This window comes from Streptomyces sp. NBC_01363 (genome assembly GCF_026340595.1).
Lineage (GTDB): Bacteria > Actinomycetota > Actinomycetes > Streptomycetales > Streptomycetaceae > Streptomyces.
The window spans coordinates 3,640,856-3,657,518 of the sequence record NZ_JAPEPF010000001.1 but is presented as its reverse complement, the minus strand read 5'-3'; the positions used below and the strand labels follow the sequence as shown (position 1 = coordinate 3,657,518).

General features: G+C 69.6%; 13 protein-coding genes. 6 read left to right on the top strand and 7 right to left on the bottom strand.

Annotated features, from left to right (window positions below):
* Positions 1-174: 174 nt before the first annotated feature.
* The 4 genes from OG611_RS16810 to OG611_RS16795 all read right to left on the bottom strand — a co-directional run bounded on the left by OG611_RS16810 (position 175) and on the right by OG611_RS16795 (position 4,318).
* Positions 175-942, bottom strand: a complete 768-nt coding sequence (locus tag OG611_RS16810) for an ABC transporter permease (RefSeq protein ID WP_266420529.1) — start codon at positions 940-942, stop codon at positions 175-177.
* 34 nt (positions 943-976) lie between these two features.
* The gene (locus tag OG611_RS16805; RefSeq protein WP_266425945.1) at positions 977-1,744 is read right to left on the bottom strand and encodes an ABC transporter permease; all 768 of its coding nucleotides are present in this window, start codon (positions 1,742-1,744) and stop codon (positions 977-979) included.
* Between the two features lie 160 nt (positions 1,745-1,904).
* Positions 1,905-2,879 carry an ABC transporter ATP-binding protein gene (locus OG611_RS16800; protein ID WP_266425943.1) on the bottom strand — a complete coding sequence of 325 codons (975 nt, stop codon included), beginning with the start codon at positions 2,877-2,879 and terminating at the stop codon, positions 1,905-1,907.
* Between the two features lie 155 nt (positions 2,880-3,034).
* Complete coding sequence (locus tag OG611_RS16795; RefSeq protein WP_266420526.1) at positions 3,035-4,318, bottom strand: NYN domain-containing protein; 1,284 nt, start codon at positions 4,316-4,318, stop codon at positions 3,035-3,037.
* A gap of 224 nt (positions 4,319-4,542) precedes the next feature.
* On the opposite strand from OG611_RS16795, the gene OG611_RS16790 reads away from it, so the two are divergent.
* Positions 4,543-4,722, top strand: coding sequence for a hypothetical protein (locus tag OG611_RS16790; RefSeq protein WP_266420523.1), 180 nt, complete (start codon positions 4,543-4,545; stop codon positions 4,720-4,722).
* Positions 4,723-4,819: 97 nt separating this feature from the next.
* Here OG611_RS16790 and dnaE read toward each other — a convergent pair whose 3' ends face one another.
* Positions 4,820-8,362: a DNA polymerase III subunit alpha gene (gene dnaE / locus OG611_RS16785; RefSeq protein WP_266420521.1), complete on the bottom strand. Its 3,543-nt coding sequence runs from the start codon at positions 8,360-8,362 to the stop codon at positions 4,820-4,822.
* Between the two features lie 82 nt (positions 8,363-8,444).
* A complete protein-coding gene (locus OG611_RS16780; protein WP_266420519.1) occupies positions 8,445-9,824 on the bottom strand; it encodes a recombinase family protein in 1,380 nt (459 codons plus the stop codon).
* 183 nt (positions 9,825-10,007) lie between these two features.
* On the opposite strand from OG611_RS16780, the gene OG611_RS16775 reads away from it, so the two are divergent.
* From OG611_RS16775 to OG611_RS16755, 5 genes are all read left to right on the top strand, one after another.
* The gene (locus OG611_RS16775) at positions 10,008-11,336 is read left to right on the top strand and encodes a DUF2252 domain-containing protein (RefSeq protein WP_266420516.1); all 1,329 of its coding nucleotides are present in this window, start codon (positions 10,008-10,010) and stop codon (positions 11,334-11,336) included.
* Between the two features lie 60 nt (positions 11,337-11,396).
* Complete coding sequence (locus OG611_RS16770) at positions 11,397-12,116, top strand: hypothetical protein (protein WP_266420513.1); 720 nt, start codon at positions 11,397-11,399, stop codon at positions 12,114-12,116.
* A gap of 48 nt (positions 12,117-12,164) precedes the next feature.
* Entirely contained in the window at positions 12,165-12,980 is an 816-nt protein-coding gene (locus tag OG611_RS16765; RefSeq protein WP_266420510.1) for a DsbA family protein, read from the top strand.
* Positions 12,981-13,077: 97 nt separating this feature from the next.
* On the top strand, positions 13,078-14,739 hold the full coding sequence (locus tag OG611_RS16760) for an alkaline phosphatase (RefSeq protein ID WP_266420507.1): 1,662 nt from the start codon (positions 13,078-13,080) through the stop codon (positions 14,737-14,739).
* A 315-nt stretch (positions 14,740-15,054) separates the two neighbouring features.
* Positions 15,055-16,023 carry a zinc metalloprotease gene (locus OG611_RS16755; protein ID WP_266420504.1) on the top strand — a complete coding sequence of 323 codons (969 nt, stop codon included), beginning with the start codon at positions 15,055-15,057 and terminating at the stop codon, positions 16,021-16,023.
* 51 nt (positions 16,024-16,074) lie between these two features.
* On the opposite strand, the gene OG611_RS16750 is transcribed toward OG611_RS16755, so the two are convergent.
* Positions 16,075-16,653, bottom strand: a complete 579-nt coding sequence (locus tag OG611_RS16750; protein WP_266420501.1) for a dienelactone hydrolase family protein — start codon at positions 16,651-16,653, stop codon at positions 16,075-16,077.
* Positions 16,654-16,663: the final 10 nt, after the last annotated feature.

The following is a 16,663-nucleotide window of genomic DNA, read 5'->3' as shown; positions in this document are numbered from 1 at the left end:
CTCCCGGCTACGTCCGGGTACCTGTTCAGCCCGTCCGGCGATTGAGGACCGGGGTCCGGGGCAGAGCCCCGGTTCCGGGAAGGGGCGGGTAGGGGACAAGCCCCGCGCAGCGGCCCACCCGCCCAAGCCCACCAGCGCCCGCACCACACCGCACCCGCACCGGCCCCCGCAGACCTACGACTGCGCCGGCGGCACCGGCGGCACACCCCCACCCGCAGGCGCCCCGGACCCGGGCGCCACAGGCGCCGAAGGCGCCCCCGGCACGGGCCCACCCGGAAACACCCCCCACTCCGGTTCCGGATCCCGCGGTCCGAACAGCGCGGTCAGCCCGAGATGGACCGCCATCGCCCCCAGCGGCCACGCCAGCAGCGCCCCCTTCGCCCGCAGCTGGAGCGGCGCGTCGAAGACCACGCCCTTGCCGACCGCCCGCGCGTGCGCGACCACGTCCTGGGTCGGCCCGAGCCACACCCCCAGCCGCCACGCCAGCAGCGAACCGAGCAGCCCGCCCAGCGCGAGCCCCACCACCAGGGCGATCCCGCCGCGCCGCTGGAACCAGAAGGCCAGGGCCGCGGAGACCGCCCCGAAGGCCAGGCCCAGCAGCACGAACGTGCCGTCGGCGCCGATCGCCTCCTCGCCCTCGCTGTCGTTCAGGAAGACGGCGGTGCTGTCGGAGATCAGCGGAACCCTCGGCGCCAGCCACAGCCAGAGGAGCCCGAGGGCGATGCCCGCGACGGTCACGAGAACGGTGACGACCGCGGCCCGCCGCAGATCCGACGGAAGGTCCTTGTCCTCCTTCGACTCCAGCGGGGTGCCCGGGTAGTACCCACCGGCCCCGCGGGAACCCCCGGGTCCACCGGATCCTCCCGGACCGCCCCAGTTGGGCGGGGTCTGCCAGGGATCGTTGGACGAGGGCTGGTGAGGCGGCGTCAGAGGTGCGGTCACCGTGCCATCGTGCCAGGCGCCCCCGCGCCGCGCCTCACCGGACCGCTGCCCTGCGGTACGCCCAGGTCGCCACGGCCAGCGAGAGGACGCCGACAACGGCGCAGACGGCGAGGTCCAGCGCGACGACCGTCCAGTCCGGGTGGGCGTCGAAGGACCGCGAGAGCGCCTCGACACCGTAGGTCGAGGGCAGCAGGTCGCGCGCCCAGCCGACCGGCGCGGGCAGCCGGTCGGCCGGGAGCACACCGAGCAGCAGCGCCGCCGACATGCCCAGCTGGCCGAGCAGCGTGGCCAGCTCCTGCCGGGGCGCGAGCAGCCCCAGCGCCGCGCCCAGCCCGGAGAGCGCCGCCCCGGAGAGCGGGATGACGGCGACGAGCACCCACAGATGTGTCAGCGGCAGCCCGAACAGCACGCTGCCGGCCACGGCCGTGACGATCGTGCCGGGCACGGTGAAGGAGGCGTACGCCCCCGCCGCGCCGAGCACCACCGCGGCGGGCGGCACCGGCAGGGTGGCGTAGTGGTCGAGTCCGCCGCCGGCCCGCAGCTGCCCGAAGTACTGGGCGAGGAGATTGAGCGCCACGAAGGCCACGACGAGGACGCTGGAGCCGGCGACGACGGCCCGCGCCTCGGAGCCGCCGTCGACGACCCCACGCATCAGCACCATGATCCCGACGGACTGGAACGTGGCGACGAAGAGCAGCGGGATACGGGCGACCCTGGCCCTGGACAGCTGGGCGCGGTAGACGGCCGCGAGCGAGGGGAACAGCCGGGCCCGAGGTGCGAGCGGCGCGGGCGGCGCCCCCACCTCGGCGAAGCCGTCGCCGGGGGGACCGGCCCGGCCGTCCTCCGCGGCCCGGACGGGTCCGGTCACCGCGTGCGCGGGAACGATGCTCGTCACCTGGCGCTGCTCCTGTTCGCTCCCTGCCCGGCCGCGCACCCGCACCCGGTCGTCCCGCTCACCCCGGTCATGACTTCACCAGCCCCTTGGTCGCGTCCCCGCCGAGCGCGAGATAGACGTCCTCCAGGCTGGGCGTCGCCAGCGTGAAGTCGTCGAGTGCGGCGAAGGCCGCGCCGCCGGTCACCGCGGCAACTGCCGCCCGTGCCTCGTCGGGACCGAGCCGCAGCACCCAGCGCCGCCCGGACTCCTGGGCCGAGGCGCGCAGCGCGGCCACTTCGGGGACGTCCAGGGGCGCCCGTTCGCGCCACACCAGCTCGACCCGGACCTCGCCCGCGACGCGTTCCTTGAGCCCGGTCGGCGTGTCGCAGGCGATGACCCTGCCGCGTTCGATCACGGCGACCCGGTCGAGGACCGTCTCGGCCTCGATGACGTTGTGGGTGACGAGCAGCACCGTCGCGCCGCGCTCGGCCCGGCGCCGGTCCACGGCGGCCCAGACGGCGCGCCGCGCGACGGGGTCCATGCCGGTCGTCGGCTCGTCCAGCACCAGCACCGGCCGCTCGCCGACCAGCGCGGCCGCGAAGCAGGCGAGCCGCCGCTGTCCCCCGGAGAGCTTCTTCAGGGGACGCCCCGCGATCTCGGTGAGGCCCAGTTCGTCGAGTACGGCGTCGCGCTCGGCGCGGGCGTCCGCCGCCGCGAGGCCGCGCAGCCGTCCGGTGGTCTCGGCGGCGAGCGACACGGTCAGCTCGTCGAGGGCGGTGGACTCCTGCCCGAGGTAGCCGATCAGCCGGGAGGCCCGCTCCGGATGGCGTACGAGATCGTGGCCCAGCACGGTGACGCTGCCGGAGTCGGGACGCATCAGCCCGGTGAGCTGCCGTACCAGCGTGGACTTGCCGGCGCCGTTGGGCCCGAGGAGTCCGAAGATCTCGCCGCGCCGCACGTCCAGGCCGATCCCGTCGGTGGCGCGCACCTCGGGTGTGGCGGGCGTACCGCGACGGCCGCGGACGGCGGGATAGGTCTTGACCAGATCACGCACCGCGCACACGGTCCCGGTCGCCGGCTGCGCCTGTGCTGTGCCCGTACTCACGAGGTACGAGAGTACGGGGTCGGATGCCCCGTATTGCGTCCGGGGCCGCGCCGGCCGGGCGTCGACGCGGTGATCGGCGACCGGCGTCGCCCACCCGTGGTCCCGCTCGGCCGTCAGCCGGCGGACGGGGTCGTCCGCTCCGCCGCGGGGGTGTGCTCGGCCGCGGCCCGCACATCGATCTCCCGCCAGAATCCCGCCCGGATCGCGTAGCGGTCGTGCTCGTCGATCTGGTCGTCCTTGTGGGCGAGCAGGCCGAACCGTGCCGCGTAGCGCAGCAGCTCGCCGTCGATGCGGTGCGGGATGCGCGGATACATGGTCGAGAGCTTCTGCAGATGGACGGTCTCCGGCAGTCGCTCCATCCAGCGACGGGCGAAGACCTGGCCCACCTCGAAGGGGTCGCCGCCGACGGTGGTGATGTCCTCCTCGCGGTCCGCCCAGCGCTGCTCGGCACTGGTGAGCTGGGCCAGCGTCGGCAGGGAGGCGGTTTCGGCGGGCTCGCCCAGCGGTCCGCCGCGCTCCGCCCAGCTCTTGTCGGAGGACCAGCGCAGAGTCGCGTTGGCGGGCGACGGCTGAGGGAGGTGCCGGTCGGGCTGGGCGCCGTGGCCGCGCAGGCTGCCCGCCAGGTCCTTGGGGGTGGGGACACCCTTGCCGCCGTGCACGGGCCGGTCGGTGGCGGCGCCCTCCTCGGGCGGTGCCGCGGCAGCGTTGGCGGCGGCTGCCGCCTGGGCCTCCGAGGCCCGCTCGGCGGAGGCGGCGAGGGCGGCCTCGGGCAGCGGCGCGGAGAGGATCGCGGCGATCTCCGGACCGGGCACGGGCGGCGGGGCACAGACGCCGCCGGTCTCCTTGGGCCGTACGGCCTGGGTGATCCAGGCCCGGTCGAGCACCCTGCGTTCGTCGGCCTCGGCCACCAGGTCCTCGGACTGGTTGTAGTCGCCGTCGGCGGCCTGGACGGCCCACAGATGGACGGCGACGCCGTGTTCCTTGGCGGACATCAGACCGGGCAGCAGATCGCCGTCGCCGGTCACCAGCACCACGTCGGAACAGGCCCGGTTCCTGGCGAGTTCGGTGAGCTCGGCGTGCATCGCGGCGTCGACGCCCTTCTGTGCCCAGCGCCCGTCACTGCGGGTGAGGGCGCCGAGCCGGACGGTCACCCGGGGCATCACGCGCAGTCTGCGGTGCTCGGGCTGCGGCACGCGGTCGGGGGCGCCGTCGAACCAGTAGATCCGCAGCAGCGGCTGCTGCGTATCGGCCTCGGCCCGCTCGCGCAGGCCCCGGATGAGGGCCGCGTGGTCGACCGTGATGCGGGACCGGGCGGGCTCCCCGGCCAGCAGGCTCGCGGCTGCGCCCAGCAAGTAGCCGGCGTCCACCAGGACGACGCAACGGTCCACGCGATCCACCCTCTTCCAGAAGTTCGGGTGCGGTCTTTGCCAAGGGTTTCCTTCGAGTCTGCCCGACCGCGCAGGGGTTGACGTCCGGAACTCGATCATCGGCGTGGCGGATCGGGAAAACGACGCATCCTCCACCCCCGCTACGCACGGTAATGATCCAACATGCACGGCTTACCCCGCTATGTGAATCTGAACGCGGTCCTGGCCCCGAGAGTCCCCATAGGAGGAACACCATGGCCAAGAACAAGAACCGCAAGCAGGGCAGCCAGCAGAACCGCGCGTCCACTCCGGAGCGCGGCGCGGAAGAGGCCAAGACGACCACGTACGAGTCGCAGATACAGCCTCAGTCGCAGGCCCAGGGCAGCCCTGCTGATGTTGCCCGTAAGCACCAGCGGCGCTTCGGCCACAACTGACCGGAGACGTATCCGGTCCGGCCGCAGGCCGGGTAGCCGAGAGGGGCGCTCCCGCTTTCGCGGGGCGCCCCTCTCGTACGTCTGCGGAAGAGCCGGCTCAGCCGGCCAGACAGGACGGGCCGAGCAGCACCTTCAGGTCACCGAAGAGCGCCGGATCGGGCTTGACCCGGTGCCGGTCGAGCCGGAGCACCGTGGTCTTGCGGGGGCCCTGGAGCCTGATCCGTACCTCGGTGTCGCCCCGGTGGCTGCTGAGGACCTCGCCGAGGCGGCTGACCATCGGCGGGGTGATCTTGACGGTGGGGATGGTCAGGACCACGGGGGCGTTGGTGCCGGCCGACGAGATGTCGGGGACCTGCATCTCCATGGCGACCAGCCGGGGCACGTCCTCCCGCTTGTCGAGGCGTCCCTTGACGAAGACGACGGTGTCCTCGACGAGCTGGGTGGAGACCAGCTGGTAGGTGGCCGGGAAGAACATGCACTCGATGGAACCGGCCAGGTCCTCGACGGTGGCGATGGCCCAGGCGTTGCCCTGCTTGGTCATCTTGCGCTGGAGGCCGGAGATGATGCCGCCGACGGTGACGATGGCGCCGTCGGCGTGCTCGCCGCCGGTCAGCTGGGAGATCGAGGAGTCGGCCTTGTCGGACAGCACGTGTTCCAGACCGAAGAGCGGGTGGTCGGAGACGTACAGGCCGAGCATCTCGCGCTCCTGGGCCAGCAGGTAGGACTTCTCCCACTCGATGTCGGAGAACTCCACGTCGAGCCCGAAACCCGGCTCGTCGCTCTCCTCCTCGCCCATGCCTCCGAAGAGGTCGAACTGCCCCTCGGCCTCCTTGCGCTTGACCTGCACCACGTTGTCGATCATCGGCTCGTGGTGGGCGACCAGGCCCTTGCGGGTATGGCCCATCTCGTCGAAGGCGCCGGCCTTGATCAGCGATTCGACGGTGCGCTTGTTGCAGACGACCGCTTCGACCTTGTCCAGGAAGTCGGGGAAGGTGCTGTACTTCCCCTTCGCCTTGCGGCACCGGATGATCGAGTCGACGACGTTCTGGCCGACGTTGCGCACGGCGGTGAGGCCGAAGAGGATCACGTCGTCGCCCTGGGCGGCGAAGTTCGACAGGGACTCGTTCACATTGGGCGGCAGCACCTTGATGCCCATGCGACGGCACTCGTTGAGGTAGACGGCCGACTTGTCCTTGTCGTCCTTGACCGAGGTCAGCAGCGCCGCCATGTACTCGGCGGGGTAGTTCGCCTTGAGGTACGCGGTCCAGTAGGTGACCAGGCCGTACGCGGAGGAGTGCGCCTTGTTGAACGCGTATCCGGCGAACGGGACCAGCACGTCCCACAGGGCCTTGATCGCGGCGTCGGAGAAGCCCTTCTCCTTGGCCCCCGCCTCGAAGAGGACGAAGTTCTTCGCCAGCTCCTCGGGCTTCTTCTTGCCCATCACGCGGCGCAGGATGTCGGCCTCGCCGAGCGAGTAGCCGGCGACGATCTGGGCGGCCTTCTGCACCTGCTCCTGGTACACGATCAGGCCGTAGGTGAGGCCGAGGACCTCCTTGAGGGGCTCCTCCAGCTCCGGGTGGATCGGGGTGATCTCCTGGCGGCCGTTCTTGCGCTCGGCGTAGTTCGTGTGCGAGTTCATGCCCATCGGGCCCGGCCGGTACAGGGCCGAGACGGCGGAAATGTCCTCGAAGTTGTCGGGCTGCATCTGGCGCAGCAGGGAGCGCATCGGGCCGCCGTCGAACTGGAACACGCCGAGCGTGTCACCGCGGCAGAGCATCTCGTACGTCTTGGGGTCGTTCAGCGGGAGGCCGAGCAGGTCCAGCTTGACGCCCTTGTTGGACTCCACCATCTTCACGGCGTCGTCCATGATGGTGAGGTTTCGCAGGCCCAGGAAGTCCATCTTCAGCAGGCCGAGCGACTCGCACTGCGGATAGTCCCACTGCGTGATGGTGACGCCGTCGGTGTGCCGCACCCAGATCGGGGCGTGGTCGACGATCGGCTCGCTGGACATGATGACGCCTGCGGCGTGCACGCCCATCTGCCGGACCAGGCCCTCGACGCCCTTCGCGGTGTCGATGACCTTCTTGACGTCCGGCTCGTTCTCGTACATCCCCCGGATCTCGCCCGCCTCGCTGTAGCGCGGGTGCTTGGGGTCGGTGATGCCGTTGAGGTCGATGCCCTTGCCGAGGACGTCGGCGGGCATGGCCTTGGTGAGCCGGTCGCCCATCGCGTACGGGTAGCCGAGGACCCGGGCGGAGTCCTTGATGGCGTTCTTCGCCTTGATCTTTCCGTACGTGCCGATCATGGCGACCTTGTCGGCGCCGTACTTCTCCGTCACGTACCTGATCACTTCGACGCGCCGGCGCTCGTCGAAGTCGATGTCGACATCGGGCATGGAGACGCGCTCGGGGTTGAGGAACCGCTCGAAGATCAGTCCGTGCTCGATCGGGTCGAGGTCGGTGATGCCCATCGCGTACGCCACGATCGAACCGGCGGCGGAGCCTCGGCCGGGGCCGACCGCGATGCCGTTGTTCTTCGCCCACATGATGAAGTCGGCGACGACCAGGAAGTACCCCGGGAACCCCATCTGGATGATGATGTCCATCTCGTACTCGACCTGCTTCTGCCGGTCCTCGGGGACGCCGCCCGGGAAGCGCCGGTTCATGCCGACGCGGACCTCTTCCTGGAACCAGGTGATCTCCGTGTAGCCGTCCGGGATGTCGAACTTCGGCATCAGGTCGCGCTTCTCGAACATGCCGGTGGTGTCGATCTGCCGCGCGACCAGCAAGGTGTTGGCGCAGCCCTCCTGCCAGGCGTCGGAGGAGTCGACGGCGTACATCTCGTCGGTCGTCTTGAGGTAGTAGCCGGTGCCGTCGAAGCGGAAGCGGTCCGGGTCGGAGAGGTTCTTGCCGGTCTGGATGCAGAGCAGGGCGTCGTGGGCGGTGGCCTCGTGCGCGTAGGTGTAGTGCGAGTCGTTGGTCACCAGCGGCGGGATGTTCAGCTTCTTGCCGATTTCGAGGAGCCCGTCACGGACCCGGCGCTCGATCTCGATGCCGTGGTCCATCAGCTCCAGGAAGTACTTGTCCGCGCCGAAGATGTCCTTGTAGTCGGAGGCGGCCTGGACGGCCTCGTCGAACTGGCCGAGCCGCAGCCGGGTCTGCACCTCGCCCGAGGGGCAGCCGGTGGACGCGATCAGGCCCTCGGACCACTGGGCGATGGTCTCCTTGTCCATGCGCGGCCACTTCTGCAGCCAGCCCTCGGCGTACGCGTCCGAGGACAGCTTGAAGAGGTTGTGCAGGCCCTTCGCGTTCGACGCCCAGATCGTCTTGTGGGTGTAACCACCCGAACCCGACACGTCGTCGCGCTTCTGGTGCGGCTGACCCCACTGGATTTTCCGCTTGTGCTTGCGCGACTCCGGCGCGACGTACGCCTCGATGCCGATGATCGGTGTGACGCCCGCCTTCTGCGCCGAGTGGAAGAAGTCGTAGGCCCCGTGCAGGTTGCCGTGGTCCGTCATCGCGATGTGCGACATGCCCATCTCGTTGCAGGCAGCGAACATGTCCTTGAGCCGCGCGGCACCGTCCAGCAGCGAGTACTGGGTGTGGACGTGAAGGTGCGTAAAGGGCGGCTTCGACGACACGGTTTGTGGCCTCCGGGCGAGCAGGGCGGGTGAGGGGGACAGCGTGGAAGTCTACGTCGCGACACCGATACTCCGCGGCCTGTCACTCCGACCGCGCACCGTCGAAAACAATGAGGTTGCCGAGATCACAGACGCAGCGGTCAGCAGCCTCCACTCTCGCACGTGGGCGTGGCGGCGAGCTGACCACGGCACGAACCTGGCAGCCGACCAGGTAACTTCCACGCTCCTCGGGACACCACACATTCCAGGCGTCCCACATCGACTGCGCGGCCGCGCGCATTTCCCACCCACCGGGTTTGTGAGGCTGTCGCTCGCAAGCTTCGAGTCGGGTCGATGCCAGCCGGTACTCGTTGCGGAAGACCTCCACTGCTTCAGGGGTGCTGAATACCCCGGCCCGACGGTCGTCCAGCAGCTCGGCCACGTAGGTACGCAGACGCCTGATCTCGTCGCTGAGATCGACCTCCGCGCGGTAGGTGTGCTCCACAACAGGGGCGTTCCGCAGCCGTTCCCGCAGCTCCGCGACGAACCACCCCTCCAGGAGGTCGCCCTTGATGCTCACACTCCGATGCGGTTCCGTCAGTGGCCCGAGACATCTGAACGTCTCGGCCCCCGAGGACTGCGACCGTTTCATGTTCCGCCCGCAAACCCCGCAGATGACGACACCGTGAAGCCAGTGCGAAGGACGGTTCGGCCGTCGTGGCCTGTACCCGTCCTCAATGATCTGCGCGATCCGCGCGAACTCCTCCTGCGTCAGCATGGGTGGCCAGAACTTCACAGGACCCGCGTTGTCACAGATCACCTTGCCGGTCCGATGCTCGATCTTGTGTCCCAGGAGCGTCTGTGACGTCATAACAATCTTGATGGACTTGTGGGTCCAGGCCGACGGTGCAGGGTCGGGCCTTGTGGAGTTATGGACTCGTGGTGCGGGGACTCCCCGGGCTTGGAGGTCTGCGGCGATGCGCGTAGGGGCTTCCCCGGCAATGATGCGTTCGGCCAGTTCGCGAACAATGGGCTCCGCTCGGTCATCACGTATGCGGATCTTGCCCCTGCCTTCCGTGTTCGGCGTCGGCCGAAGGCCATACGGCACCCGTCCGCCGGCCCAGCGTCCGGTCTTCCTCAGATGGTTCTGCGATGAGACCGTCCTCTCCCGCCCCAGTTCCCGTTCGAACTGGGCAAATGAGGCCAGCACATTCGCGGCGAACCGCCCGTGCGGAGTCGACATGTCCCACCCGTCCTCGATGGCCACGAGGCGAACACCAGCCGTATCGCACGCCTCGATCACTGATGAGAAATGGATCAACGATCGAGCGATGCGGTCCGCCCGCCAGGTCAGCAACACGTCGTAGTGAGACAGGTTCTCGCACAGTTCGCGAAGTGCGGGGCGCTCCCCCGGCGGCTCCCCGCCCGAGACGTTGCTGTCCTGGAACACCCGCAGGACGGTCCAGCCCCTGCCGTTCCGCATAGCCCCGGCATGACGCCTCCTGCCTGGCCAGGGAGGTACTCGAGGTGGAATCACCCACACGTCACCCGAATCAGTGACTGTGGCCGCACTTTCCGGGTCCGGGCACTGATGCGGCGCGTCCGGCGTTCTCAGCAGGAGGACAGACAGGAAGGCCCTGTCATCAACGAAGGAAGCAGGCCGGCAATGCGCAGCACTTTCGAAGTCTCGGACACTGAGCGCGAGGAGCAGATCCTTGCGGTCTTCGAGACAGCCTTCGGAGAGCTCCTGGCCGCAGACCCGACAGCCTTCCGGGTCAAGTTCCGCAAGATGGCCGCATCACCGTTCGCGTTCTACAGGGGCACGGCCTGCCTGTATTACGCCGATCTCAGCTCGACGAGGACCGCGGACCCCTATCTGGACGAGCGAACCAGCAGGGTGTGGGTGCACGGCGATCTGCACGCTGAGAACTTCGGCACGTACATGGATTCCAATGGCCGCCTTGTCTTTAATGTGAACGACTTCGATGAAGCCTTCGTAGCCCCGTTCACCTGGGACCTCAAGCGGTTCGCCGCCTCCGTTGCGCTGATCGGGTACGCGAAGGCGCTGGGTGACGACCAGATCACCGAGCTGGTCCGGGTCTACGCGGCGGCCTACCGTGAGCGGATCCACGCACTGGCGACGGGCGCGAAGAACGACGAGGTACCGCCCTTCACGCTGGACACGGCACAGGGCCCGCTGCTGGACGCGCTGCGCGACGCCCGGTCGCTGACCCGGTTCTCGCTGCTGGACTCGATGACGGAGATCCGGGACTTCGAGCGCCGGTTCGCTCCGGGCGGCGGCTCGATCGATCTGGACGCGGCGACGCGCTACAAGGTGCTGGCCGCCTTCGACGGCTATCTGGAGACGCTGCCGGAGTCGAGCCTGACCCGCCCCGACTCGTACCGGGTGAAGGATGTCGTCGGCCGTCGCGGCATCGGTATCGGTTCGGCCGGGCTGCCCTCGTACAACATCCTCTTGGAGGGCAACAGCGACGCCCTCGAGAACGATGTGGTGATCTATCTCAAGCAGGCGCAGACCCCCGCGGTCTCCCGGCACATCACCGACGCGGCCGTGCGCGAGTACTTCCAGCACGAGGGCCACCGCACCGTGATCTCGCAGCGCGCCCTGCAGGCGCATGCCGACCCGTGGCTCGGCTGGACCGAGCTGGACGGGGCGGGCCAGCTGGTCGCCGAGGTGTCTCCGTACGCGGTCGATCTGGACTGGTCCGACATCGACGAGCCGGAGGAGATCGCGGCGGTCGTCGCCGATCTGGGCCGGGCGACGGCGACGATGCACTCCGCGGCGGACGACGAGAGCGGCCACTCGCTGGTGCCGTTCTCCACCGAGCGGGCGATCGACGCAGCCATCGCGGCCGACGAGGAGGGCTTCGCCGGTCTGCTGGTGGACTTCGCCCACAGCTACGGCGCCCGCGCCCGCGCCGACCACCAGATCTTCGTGGATCTCTTCCGCAACGGCCGCATTCCGGGGCTGTGATTCCCCGCGGCCCGTCCCTTTAGGGGTCACTTACAGGTTCGCATGCGACACTCCTCGGCGATGGACATATCCGGGACGCAGCTCAGAGTCGTGCGCGCGGCGCTTTTCACGGCGCTCGTCGTGACGCTCTCCGCTGCGTCCCATGTGCTGCTCTCCCAGGTCCCGCTGCCGCTGACCGCCGTCGCCCTGCTGGCCGGCGCGGTCTTCGCCGTGGCGTACGCGCTGGCCGGCCGGGAGCGCGGCTTCGGAGCGATCGCCGGGCTGCTGGTCCCGCTGGAGCTGGCCGCCGACACCGTCTTCACCACCGGTCAGCACGTCTGTTACGGCGCGGCCGGCGGCCCGATCGCGGGGCCGCTGCGTTCGGTCGGCGTCGACGTGCTCTGCGGCGGCCAGTTCGGCGCCGGTGCGGCACAGGCCGGTGCCGATGGCACCCCGTTCGCCTCGGTGACCGATGCCGGACACACGACGGCCGCGCTGCTGGCCTCGCCCGGCCCCGCGGTGCCGTGGCTGCTGCTCGCCGCCCATGTGACGGTCGGCCTGCTCGCCGCGGCCTGGCTCCGGCGGGGCGAGTCCGCGCTGGCCGGTCTGCTGGAGGCGGTCGCCGTCCTGGCGTTCCGGCCGCTGCTGGTCGCGGTCGCCGTGGTCGGTACGGGCCGCCGCCCGGTACGCCGCCGGGTGCGGCCCGCCGGACACGGCCCGCACCTGCTCGTACACGCCCGTCTGCTCGTGCACTCCGTGGGACGGAGGGGACCGCCGCGCTCGGCCTGCGCCATCGCCTGAGCCCGCACATCCCCGACGACGTACCCCTCACACCATGGAGACACAGACATGAGCAATCGCAACAGCCAGGCCAACAAGTCGGCGGCCCGCGAGCGGCTGCGTGCCGAGCGCGAGCGCCAGGCCAAGAAGGACAAGGCCCGTCGGCAGATCATCGTCGGCGTCTCGATCGTCGGCGTCCTGGCCGTCGTGGGGGCCGGCACCTGGGGCATCATGCAGCTGAACAAGCCGTCCCACTGGGAGGCGGCCAAGGACGCGAAGAACGTGACCGCGCCCAAGAACACCTCGGGCGACAACGGCACCACGGTCGTCATCGGCAAGTCGAGCGCCAAGAAGACCCTGGAGCTGTACGAGGACTCGCGCTGCCCGATCTGCGGAACGTTCGAGCAGTCCATCGGCGAGACGGTGCACAAGGACGTCGACGCCGGAAAGTACAAGATCAAGTACATCGGTGCCACGTTCATCGACGGCATGACCGGCGGCGAGGGCTCGAAGAACGCGCTGAGCGCGCTCGGTGCCGCGCTCGATGTCAGCCCGGAGGCCTTCCTCGACTACAAGGCCGCGCTCTACTCCGCGAAGTACCACCCGGAGGAGACCGACGACAAGTTCAAGGACGACTCCTACCTGATCAAGGTCGCCGACTCGGTGGACGCGCTGAAGGGCAACGCCGCCTTCCAGAAGAACGTCAAGGACGGCACGTTCGACAACTGGGCGATGAAGATGTCGGCGGCGTTCGAGGACAGCGGCGTGAAGGGCACCCCGACGCTGAAGATGGACGGCAAGGCACTCACCGACGGCCAGAGCAAGAACGCTCCGATGACGGTGGATGCCTTCAACACCGCGATCACGGCCGCGCTGAAGGGCTGACCGGCCGGCGACATCCCGGCAGCGGCTCCCCTGCGGGCAGGCGAACTTCCTTCGTTCGCCTGCCCGTTCGCTTTACCGGTCAGTAGGGTTCTGCCCCGTGACCAGTCGACACCTTTCCTCGCCGCTCTCCGCCCCCAGCCGCCGCACGGTCGTCAAGGCCGCTGCCGCCACCGCCGTCGCGGCCCCCGCGCTGGGCTCCGCCGCCACCGCCCGCGCCGCGGACGGGCCCGCCTTCCTGCACGGCGTCGCCTCGGGCGACCCCCTCCCCGACGGCATCCTGCTCTGGACCCGTGTCACCCCGACCCCCGACGCGGTGCCCGGTTCGGGCCGCGGCGCCGATACGGCGGTGCACTGGGAGGTCGCCGAGGACAAGGACTTCACCCGGGTCGTCGCCCGGGGCACGACCGTCGCGAAGGCCTCGTCCGACCACACCGTCAAGGCCGATGTGCGGGGCCTGTCCCCCGCCACCGCGTACTGGTTCCGCTTCTCGGCGGGCGACGGTGCGGAGACCGTCTCACCGGCCGGCCGCACCCGGACGGCTCCCGCGGCCGGGGCCGCCATACCCGGCGTGCGGTTCGGGGTGGTGTCGTGCGCCAACTGGGAGGCCGGGTACTTCTCCCCGTACCGCCACCTCGCCGCCCGCGCCGACCTCGCCGCGGTCCTCCATCTCGGCGACTACATCTACGAGTACGCGTCGGGCAGTTACCCGGACGCGAAGTACGTCGTACGGCCGCACGAGCCGAAGCACGAGATCCTCACCCTCGCCGACTACCGCACCCGGCACGCCACGTACAAGACGGACGCCGACCTCCAGACCCTGCACGCCACCCACCCGGTGATCGCGATCTGGGACGACCACGAGTTCGCCAACGACGCCTGGTCGGGCGGGGCCGAGAACCACACGCCGGACACGGAGGGTTCCTGGGCGGACCGGGCGGCGGGCGCCAAGCAGGCGTACTTCGAGTGGATGCCGGTCCGCGCCTCCACCGAGGGCACCGTCTACCGGCGACTGCGCTTCGGCAACCTGGTCGATCTCCATCTCCTCGACCTGCGCACCTTCCGCTCCCAGCAGGCGTCCATCGGCAGCGGCGCGGTCGACGACCCGGAGCGCACCATCACCGGCCGGGCGCAGCTGGACTGGCTGAAGTCGGGGCTGGCCGGCTCGGACGCCACCTGGAAGCTGGTCGGCACGTCGGTGATGATCTCGCCGGTCGCGTTCGGCTCCGTGCCCGCCCATCTGCTGGAGCCGCTGGCCGAGTTGCTGGGGCTGCCCAAGGAGGGCCTCGCCGTCAACGTCGACCAGTGGGACGGCTACACGGACGACCGCAAGGAGCTGATCTCGCACCTGCGGGACCGGTCGATCACCAACACGGTCTTCCTGACCGGCGACATCCACATGGCGTGGGCCAACGACGTACCGGTGAAGGCGGCGACGTATCCGCTCTCCGCCTCGGCCGCCACCGAGTTCGTGGTGACGTCGGTGACCTCGGACAACATCGACGACATCCTGCATGTGGCGCCGCAGACGGTCTCGGTGGTCGCGGCCGCCGCGGTCAGGGCCGCCAACCGCCATGTGAAGTGGGTGGACATGGACTCGCACGGCTACGGCGTCCTCGATGTGACCGCCGAGCGCTCGCAGATGGACTACTACGCGGTCTCGGACCGGACGAAGCGGGACGCGACCTCCGCCTGGACGCGTTCGTACCGGACGCTCAGCGGGACGCAGAAGGTCGAGCGGGTGGACCGCCCGGTGCGCTGAGGGTTCATTTTCGGCCACTCCTTCATATGTTGACGGTGCATTGCATCGCTACGGCGGGTGGCGTGTCCCATGGCCCGAATGGGGACACACCACCCGCGGGGGTAACGCCCACGGTTACGTCGCCGTCTCAAACTCTGGAACGCGAAGAAAGATTCCTTCCGGTTTCCACCCTTTGACACATGCCCGATTGGGCCTGATCATTCCTCCTCGGAAGCTGACATGCGCACGTAATCTCCCGGCGGCGGGTGAGGAAAAACCTCTCCCACACATCCGCGAGGAGTCCCCGTGCGCACTCTTGCCCGTATATCGCCACGTATGCGTAACCGTGCGATCGGCACCGCCGTTCTGGCCGGAACTCTGGCCCTGGCACCGCTCTCCGCCCCCTCCGGCTCCGCCGCCTCCGCCGCCTCCAAGGTCTCCGCGTCGTCCGCCCAGAAGTGCGGGGACGGATCCGGCGCCGGCGCCACGGCGCGGGAGGCCCGCCCCTCGGGCGCCGCCCACACCGACGACCCCAACGAGCTGACCGCGACCCAGGCCAAGGCCATGGACGCGCAGTTGAAGCAGAGACTCGCGGACCGCCGGCTCAGCGGCTCCTCGCTCACCGCGGGCGCGACGATCCCGGTGTACTTCCACGTCGTGCACTCCGGGACGACCGGCAAGCTCAGTGCGTCCGCGATCAGCAGCCAGATGAGCGTCCTGAACGCCGCCTACAGCGGACAGGGCTCGGGCAACACGAACTCCGGCTTCCAGTACACGCTGGCCGGCACGGACTACACGGACAACAGCTCCTGGTACGACGGTGTCTCCCCGGGCTCCGCCGCCGAGAAGGCCATGAAGTCCTCGCTGCGCAAGGGCGGCGCGAACGCCCTCAACATCTACACCGCCAACCTCGGCGGCGGCCTGCTGGGCTGGGCCACCTTCCCCAGCTCGTACAAGTCCAATCCCTCGGACGACGGCGTCGTCATCCTCGACGCCTCGCTGCCCGGCGGCTCCGCCACCAACTACAACGAGGGCGACACCGCCACCCACGAGGTCGGCCACTGGATGGGGCTCTACCACACGTTCCAGGGCGGCTGCAACGGCACCGGCGACTACGTGGCCGACACCCCGGCCGAGAAGAGCGCCGCGTACGAATGCCCGACCGGGCGTGACACCTGCACCAACAAGACCGGGGTCGACCCGATCCACAACTTCATGGACTACACGTACGACTCGTGCATGACCCAGTTCACCGCGGGCCAGGTGCAGCGGATGAGCGACAGCTGGACCGCCTACCGGGGCTGATCCGTCCTGTCCGAACGGAGGGCCCCGCACGGTGCGGGGCCCTCCGCGCGGTCAGAGCGTGGCGAGGAAGCCGAGCGCGACCTTCCAGGCCAGCTCGGCCGACGCCTGGTCGAAGTCGGGCAGTTCGGCGTCCGTGAAGAGATGGCCCGCGCCCGGGTAGCGGTAGACCTCGACATCGGCGCCGGTCCGCTGCATCTGCAGATACCAGGAGTTCAGCCAGTCGTGCGTCTCGAACGGGTCCGGGTCGGCGACGTGCAGCTGTACCGGCAGCTCGTCCACGGACGCGTTCTCGGCGATGTCCGAGGTGCCGTGGAACAGCAGCAGACCGCGGGCCTTCTCGTCGCCGAGCGCCAGGGTCTGCGCGGTGGCGGCGCCGAACGAGAAACCCGCGTACACCAGGCCCCGGTCCGAGTAGGGGGCGGCGGCCAGCACGGCCCGCCGGAGCAGTTCGTCCTTGCCCACCTCTTCCTTGAAGGCCATGCCTTCCTCGACGGTTTCGAACGTGTGCCCCTGAAAGAGATCGGGCACCTGTACCTCGTGCCCGGCGGCGCGAAGCCGGTCGGCCGCCGCATGCACCGCGGGGCGCAGACCGTACGTCGAGTGGAAAAGCATGATGTTCATGAGTCCCATGGTGCCAGCT

What these genes read in the sequence shown, in the direction of transcription:
- OG611_RS16780 (WP_266420519.1), bottom strand. Translation starts at nt 9,824, where the DNA reads ATGCGGAACGGCAGGGGCTGGACCGTCCTGCGGGTGTTCCAGGACAGC.
- OG611_RS16755 (WP_266420504.1), top strand. Translation starts at nt 15,055, where the DNA reads ATGCGTAACCGTGCGATCGGCACCGCCGTTCTGGCCGGAACTCTGGCC.
- OG611_RS16750 (WP_266420501.1), bottom strand. Translation starts at nt 16,653, where the DNA reads ATGGGACTCATGAACATCATGCTTTTCCACTCGACGTACGGTCTGCGC.
- OG611_RS16765 (WP_266420510.1), top strand. Translation starts at nt 12,165, where the DNA reads ATGAGCAATCGCAACAGCCAGGCCAACAAGTCGGCGGCCCGCGAGCGG.
- OG611_RS16775 (WP_266420516.1), top strand. Translation starts at nt 10,008, where the DNA reads ATGCGCAGCACTTTCGAAGTCTCGGACACTGAGCGCGAGGAGCAGATC.
- OG611_RS16790 (WP_266420523.1), top strand. Translation starts at nt 4,543, where the DNA reads ATGGCCAAGAACAAGAACCGCAAGCAGGGCAGCCAGCAGAACCGCGCG.
- OG611_RS16770 (WP_266420513.1), top strand. Translation starts at nt 11,397, where the DNA reads ATGGACATATCCGGGACGCAGCTCAGAGTCGTGCGCGCGGCGCTTTTC.